Origin of the sequence: Absiella sp. AM09-50, from assembly GCF_003433845.1 — a bacterium.
GTDB lineage: Bacteria > Bacillota_I > Bacilli_A > Erysipelotrichales > Erysipelotrichaceae > Hoskinsella > Hoskinsella hominis.
Window position 1 is genome coordinate 60,537 of the sequence record NZ_QVFI01000023.1, and the last position, 7,060, is coordinate 67,596.

Annotated in this window: 7 protein-coding genes; 2 read left to right on the top strand and 5 right to left on the bottom strand. The window is 33.2% G+C overall.

Features of this window, described 5'->3' with window-relative positions; genetic code table 11:
• Positions 1–157 precede the first annotated feature (157 nt).
• The 5 genes from DW114_RS16330 to DW114_RS16350 form a co-directional block, all read right to left on the bottom strand.
• A complete protein-coding gene (locus tag DW114_RS16330; protein WP_227223065.1) occupies positions 158–1,702 on the bottom strand; it encodes an immunoglobulin-like domain-containing protein in 1,545 nt (514 codons plus the stop codon).
• A 57-nt stretch (positions 1,703–1,759) separates the two neighbouring features.
• Positions 1,760–3,199 (bottom strand): aminoglycoside O-phosphotransferase APH(2'')-Ia, encoded by a 1,440-nt coding sequence (aph(2'')-Ia, locus tag DW114_RS16335; protein WP_001028144.1) that lies wholly within the window; start codon positions 3,197–3,199, stop codon positions 1,760–1,762.
• The gene (locus DW114_RS16340) at positions 3,200–3,592 is read right to left on the bottom strand and encodes a GNAT family N-acetyltransferase (RefSeq protein ID WP_000393259.1); all 393 of its coding nucleotides are present in this window, start codon (positions 3,590–3,592) and stop codon (positions 3,200–3,202) included. It abuts the gene before it with no gap.
• Positions 3,573–4,181 (bottom strand): hypothetical protein, encoded by a 609-nt coding sequence (locus tag DW114_RS16345; protein WP_227223064.1) that lies wholly within the window; start codon positions 4,179–4,181, stop codon positions 3,573–3,575. The genes DW114_RS16340 and DW114_RS16345 overlap by 20 nt, the downstream gene beginning before the upstream one ends.
• 442 nt (positions 4,182–4,623) lie before the next feature.
• Entirely contained in the window at positions 4,624–5,259 is a 636-nt protein-coding gene (locus tag DW114_RS16350) for a helix-turn-helix domain-containing protein (RefSeq protein ID WP_004610984.1), read from the bottom strand.
• A gap of 511 nt (positions 5,260–5,770) precedes the next feature.
• Here DW114_RS16350 and DW114_RS16355 point away from each other — a divergent pair.
• Together DW114_RS16355 and DW114_RS16360 are read left to right on the top strand one after the other, a co-directional pair.
• Entirely contained in the window at positions 5,771–6,913 is a 1,143-nt protein-coding gene (locus DW114_RS16355; protein ID WP_021361841.1) for an XRE family transcriptional regulator, read from the top strand.
• A partial coding sequence (locus tag DW114_RS16360; protein WP_117454798.1) for an excisionase occupies positions 6,906–7,060 on the top strand: 155 nt, incomplete at its 3' end. The genes DW114_RS16355 and DW114_RS16360, both read left to right, overlap by 8 nt.

Below are 7,060 nucleotides of genomic sequence, written 5' to 3' on the forward strand. Positions count from 1 at the left end.
AGCATTTTGAAATATAGGAAAGCACTCATTTTACCACGAATTTACCACGATTGAATGAGCCTTGATATGACGTAAGAATTTGAAAAGGACACCGTATAGTTTGGTGTCCTTTTACATGAAAATCATTAGTCGCTATTGATTGTTATTATACATTTTGTTAATTGTTCTTATTTCTTTTACGTTTTTTACCGAATAAAACAGCTAATACACCGGTTGAACCAGCAAACATAGAAGTAAACAATCCTACGTTTGTCATATCACCTGTTTTTACAGGGTTCTTTTGTCCGCTAGGCTTTGTTGGAGTAGTTGGCTTGCTCGGTTTCTGTGGCTGTTGTGGACTTACAGGTTTATTTGTTGCTTTTTCTTTTACGGTAACTGTAATTGTTTTTTCAGTAATTGCACCATTTTTATCTACTACACGGAAAGTTACATGATAAGTGCCAGCCTTAGAAGTATCTACATCATTTGCAATAATGTTATCTTTTGTTAAAATAATCGTTCCGTCCTCTTTATCTGTTGCTGTCACATTTGCCAATGGATCGAACGTATCGCCTACATTCAATGTAACATCATTTGCTGAAATGATTGGAGCAGAGTTAAGGTCGCCTGTATTTTGTTTCACAGTTACAGTAATCGTTTTTTTAGCAGAAGCTCCGTTTTTATCTGTTACTTTATAAGTCACATGGTAAGTACCAGCCTTAGAAGTATCTACATCATTTGCAACAATATTATCTTTTGTCAAAGTGATAGTTCCGTCCTCTTTATCTGTTGCTGTTACATTTGCCAATGGGTCGAAAGTATCGCCTACATTCAATGTAACATCATTTGCAGAAATAGTTGGTGCTGTATTATCTTCTCCTTGTGAGTTTAACGATAATTCTACTTTTAAAACAACGTTTCCGTCTTTATAAGTACCGCAATCATACTCATAAGTAACTGGTTTTTTTACATCATCTACCGTTATAATTCCTGTATCTTTATCTAAAGTTCCATTTGCAGTAACTTTTACTTTTGAAATATCTATTCCTTGTTCAACATCTTTTTTTAAGTCGATTTTATTCCCTTTAATATCAATATAACCGTTGCCTACAAAAGCATGATTATTTTCAAGAACTTTATTCTCTCCGACATTTAACCAGTATAAATCATCGCAAATTAATTTTTTAATTTTTGTGTTTTTACTTATATCAAGACCTCTTATCCCTTGTTCAAAAATTTCACCGCAACGTAGCATTTCAAGTTCTAAATTATTGCTTAAATCTAATTTTTTAATAGTTGTATCATGACAAAAAAGGCGTGTCAGTTTTGTGTTTTTTGTTACATCTAATTCAGCTATATTTGTCATATAACATGATAGTTGTTTCAAATTAGGGTTCTTACTTATATCAAGTGTTTTTACTTTTGTATCTCCTATATCTAAAGTGACTAATTGCGGATTATGTGTGACATCAAGTTCCATTAATCCTGTATTGCTACAAGATAGTTGTTCTAAGTTAGGATTGTTTGTTACATCTAAATTGGAAATAGAGGTACTATCTGCAAATAACGTATTCAATTTTTCATTCTTAGATACATCAAGACTGTTAATTGATGTATTATCGCAAAGGAAAGCTTCCAAATTCGGATAACGTGTTAAATCAACGCTTCCTACTTTTGAAGAACGACAATCTAATCTTTTTAAAGATCCTTTATTATTTTTCATTTTTTTAAACTATTTAATACTAATGTCTTTTATAATAGCTTTTCATATATTATATAATCAATCTTTATAAGTCCTTTTATAAATTTCTTTTCTACCATTTTCGATAAATTCCTGTTTAATATTTTTAATTCCATAAACAATAGTTTCAATAGGATAATATTCTTCAACTATATCTTGATATTCTTTTGCTTTCTCAATATCTATATTTCCATACATTCTTAATATATCTTCTCCAAAATTTGTTCCTATTTCTTCTTCACTATCTTCAAGTAAGTATATAAAATCACAATATTCATCTATAATTCCAGAATCTCCAAAATCAATTATTCCAGTTAATCTATTATTGCCATCTAACAATAGATGATTACAACTAAAATCATTATGGCATAAACACTTTTTACCCTCAAAAACTGTTGTTGCATTTAGTCTTTCCATAAAACTTTCTATATAATCTTTTTCTATATCAGTTAAATCATTATAAATAGTTTCACGCAACAATATATACTCTTCTAATACATTTTGTTTATTATCAATAGTACATTCACTAATATCTGTATAATCTAAACCGTGCATTTGTCTTAAAAAACTGGCAATATCTCGTTTTAACAAATTTTGTTCTTCTTCTGACATAGTAGAATAAATTTCTGGTGTTAAAAAAGTTCCTTTAATTTCTTTATAACCTAGTATAGATAATTCATCACTAATATACGAATATTCAATATTAGGAATTTTTACATTAGTTTCTAAATTTGTATTTAAAAAATTATATATTGCTTTTTCTTTTGCATAACCTTTTTTCTTATTAGTACTAAATTTTGTTTTAAAAATGTATTCATTATTAACTAAATATGCCACACTATCATAACCACTACCGATTATTTCAATACTATCTACTTTGAAATTATCAAAGTAATGCTCAATTAAATATTTCATTGCCTTAACATTTGTGGCATTATCATCATATCTATATTCCATTAAATAACAATCTTCTTTTTTGCCCTCGTGTAATTCATGTTCTGGCAAATCTTCAATAATTCTAAAACCAGATTTTTGGTATGCCCTTATTGCTCTTGGATTATTTTTATGAGGGTCTAAAATAACTGCATTAGCATTTCTTTCTTTTTTCAAAAATTCAAAAATCAATTTAATATATCTTGTACCAATTCCTTTACTCCAATAATTTGGCTCTCCTATAAATTGATCCATACCATAGACTATCTCATCAGTTTTTGGATAATGATAATCAGTATATAACTCATCATACATTTTATATATTTGTCCATATCCAATAGGAACATTGTTATATTCAATAATTACTCTAAAAACTTCATCTTCCCAAGGCTCTGTATAATGTTTTTTTAATGATTCTAATGTATATTTTTTATCTCTACCACCATAAAATTCTAATACTCTTTCATCAGTTAACCATTTTAACATCAAAGGAAAATCATCATCTATTAAAGTTCTTATACATATTTCATTTTCAACTATATTCATTTATTTATCACCTTTTTCATAATCATATACATATACTATTTCATCTTTATAATCATTTTTACCACCTAATTTTTCATATACATGGCAAGCTCTAGGATTACCTTTATCAGTTATTAAAAACATTTCAGAACAACCAATCTCTTTAGAATATTCCTTAATAAAAGATAATAATTTTGAACCATAACCTTTGTCTTGATAGTTAGGTAACATTCCTATTGAGTGTAAATAAAACATTGTTTTTCCATCAGGTCTTAAAAGTGTATAGCAATATGCAAATCCTATAATTTTATTATTTTCTTTAGCTATAAACCCAAATGAACTGGTATCATTAAGAAATCCTTTTAAATTATCAATATCAAAAACCATATTATCATCAATTAAAACTTCTTCCATAAGATGAGTTTTTAACCGGACTTAAGTCTGAAACAGAAGTCGTAGAAACATCTAAAGACTGCAAATTTGTTAGATATTGAATACCCTCTAATGAAGATATCGTTTTCATACCATGTAAGTTTAAGAATTGGGCTTTTGATATTTCATCAACAGATAACACACTATCGCCGTCTTTATCAAATTCTGCAATGATTTGTTCTCTAAATACTTTGTCTGGAAAATGTGTTTCATCAATAGCAATGCTTCCAGCTTTTACTTCTGTATTTTTGCTTGCTTCAACGGTCTTATCTTCGGTAACCACTTCTTTTTCTGGTGTTGCAGGTGTTTCCTGTTTTGTACTTTCTTCTTTTAAAGTTTCTGCATTTTCAGCAGTTTCTTCCTGTTCCTTGTCTGTTATATTCTCTTGTACTTCTGCGTTTTCTGTTTTCTGTTCCACAGGAACTTGCTCTGTCTTGTTTTCTTCTACAACGGCTTCCTGCACAACTTCTGTGTTTTCCTGTGCCATGACAGGAGTAGGAAGCCCTGTAAGTGCAGTTGTTGTTCCAATCATCAATGCGGAACTTACTGCAAGGACTTGTTTTTTCTTCATAGTTTGTTCACTCCTTATTTTTCATAAATTCTTTGCATAGAAAAACGCACAAACTCCCCCTTATAACTGGATAATCTGTGCGTTCTGTTTATTATTGATAGAATTGAAAAAAGGGCAGAATTTACTTGTCTGTCTGTCTGTCTGTCTGTCTGTCTGTCTGTCGCAAGCGTAACAATGTGTGAACATGACTGTCAACCCTTTCTTTCAAAAAAATTCAATCCTTGCTTCTATACAAAAAACATTATACTGGAAACAAACACCTCTTTCAATCTTTTTATGCGTGCAAGATAAAAAAATTGAGACATCACACTTTTCCTTTTTTCCTCTTGAGTACCCACAACAGAAAAGAAAAAGCCCTGTCAAGAGCTTGCCACCATTGGTGGTGCTTTGCACTCTTGATCGGGCTTTTTGTTTGCTGTATCTTCTCGCAAGAGGAAAAAGATTACTCGTCCTCATCATCAAAATGGTTATTCCTTAATACTTCCCGTAACAGTTCCATATCCTCTTTTGAGTTCGGATTTATCATTTTCACGACTTGATAAGGTGTCCTATATTTATGTCCCTCTATGCTTTCCCCAAACATATCCATACTGTATAAATCATCATAGCGGTCTAGTAATTTTTGAAACTTCAAATGCTGGATAAATTCTTTGATTGGGTAAAGGTCGGACGCTTCAATGCTTTTCCCGTTGATATAGTCTGTAATGTATTCCCGTAACTTTTCCAACTCATATTCCAGCCATTCTTCCTCGCTGTCAAAGAAGTTATCATAGTGTCCGTGTTTCAGTTCTGCATTTAGACGTTCTTCTGTTCTTAAAAACTGACAGACTTCTTTTTCAGACTGATTGACATACTTCCATTCTCCCGATAATAATTCATTCGGCGTTACGTCCAGCACTTCCATTATCTTTTCCAGCGTTTCATAAGCAGGATAGTTCAACCCTCTTTCAATCTTGGAAAGGCTCTGCATATTGATACCGATTTTGTCCGCAAGTTCCTGTTGTTTCATTCCCCTAAATTTTCTTATGGTCTGTATATTATTTCCTAAATGGCTTATTTTCATTGCACAACCCTCCATATCTCGTTATATCTTCACTGTTATAAGTCTATCATGCTTAATATGATTTGTAAAGGCAAAAAAAGATATTGACAAATAAGCATATAAGAATTACTATGCTATTGTGAGTGAATAAGCACAATAGCATGAAATACAAAAACATTCAAAAAGAAATACCCATCTGATTAAACCCGTAGATATGAATATTGGTTGAAATGGAACTTGTTAGAAAAGGCAAAACAGGACTTGCTGACAAAGTATTTCTGACACGGTGGCGGAAGCCTCTCAGGCTTACCGCCATGACACCTTGTGTCAAGGGGAAGAAATGCTTTGTCGGCTGGCGAGCCTGCGAGCCTTGACTGTGCCCCCGTTATCTAACAGGGGGGCACTATTTCACAAAAGACAAGTCAAAAACCATACAACCCCAAACCTGTGAGTAGTAATGAGAAGTTTTAAGAAGATAGTAATTTCACATTCTTTTGAATAGTGGTTTACAGGTATTTCAAGGCTGTTGTGGGATTGGAGGAATACAATGAACAATTTAGAATTTGCACTTGAAATGAAGAACAAACGTCTTGCAAGCGGTCTTTCACAAGGAGAACTTGCAAGTCTTACCCATGTATCAAGATATAGTATCAACCGCTTTGAGAACGGAAAAGCCAACGCAAGTAAAGAAACACAGAACATTATCCTGCGTTGTCTGAATTACTATGTCTGTGATAAGCCTTTTTATCTGCTCGTTGATTATCTGTCTGTCCGTTTTCCAACGACTGACGCATTAGAAGTTATCCGAAAGGTGCTTGGCATGAAAGCGGACTATTTTATCCATTATGACTATGGGTATTATGGCTATAAGGAGCATTATGCCTACGGGGAAATCAAGGTCATGGCTTCTGATGATGAACACATGGGTGTATTTTTAGAATTAAAAGGGGCAGGCTCACGCAACATGGAATATGTCTTACAGGCACAGAACAGGGATTGGTATTCATTTTTAAACCGCTGTCTTGACTGTGGCGGTGTTATCCGACGTTTTGACTTGGCAATCAATGATATGTGCGGTCTGCTGGATATTCCCGTTTTGTCTGAAAAATACAAAAATGGCGGTGCGGATTGTCGCTGTAAAAACTATGAAAATGTACAAGGTGGAAAACTAAGCGGAAAAAACCGTAATTTAGCAAGTACCCTTTATATCGGCTCAAAGGCAAGCACAAAATATTTCTGCCTGTATGAAAAACAAAAGGAACAGGCAACCAAAAAGAAACATACGGATATTATCAACCGTTTTGAAATTCGTCTGCGTGATAAAAAGGCAGTACAGGCAGTTGAGGAATTGTTATTGACATATAACCCTCATGGGTTGGTGTTTTACCTTATTACTGATTTTGTGCAATTTCCCGATTATCCGCTGTGGGAGATATTCATTTCCCATGACAGTTTACCTTTTGAAATGAACCCCGTACCTGTCAATATGGAACGCACTCTGCAATGGCTGGAAAGACAGGTCATGCCGTCAATCGTGATGATAGAGGAAATCGACAGGCTGACAGGCTCAAACTACATGAAAATGATTGATGAATGTACCAACCTTTCCGAAAAACAGGAAATGCTTGTAGAACAGATGTGTACGGATATAGCAGATGTAATCGAAAGTGAGGGGGTGTTTTATGAGTAATGCACAGGATATTCCCGTATGGGAAAAATATACCCTTACCATTGAAGAAGCGTCAAAGTATTTCCGTATCGGAGAAAACAAGTTAAGACGCTTAGCAGAGGAAAACAAGGACGCTGGCTGGCTCATTATGAATGGCAACCGCATACA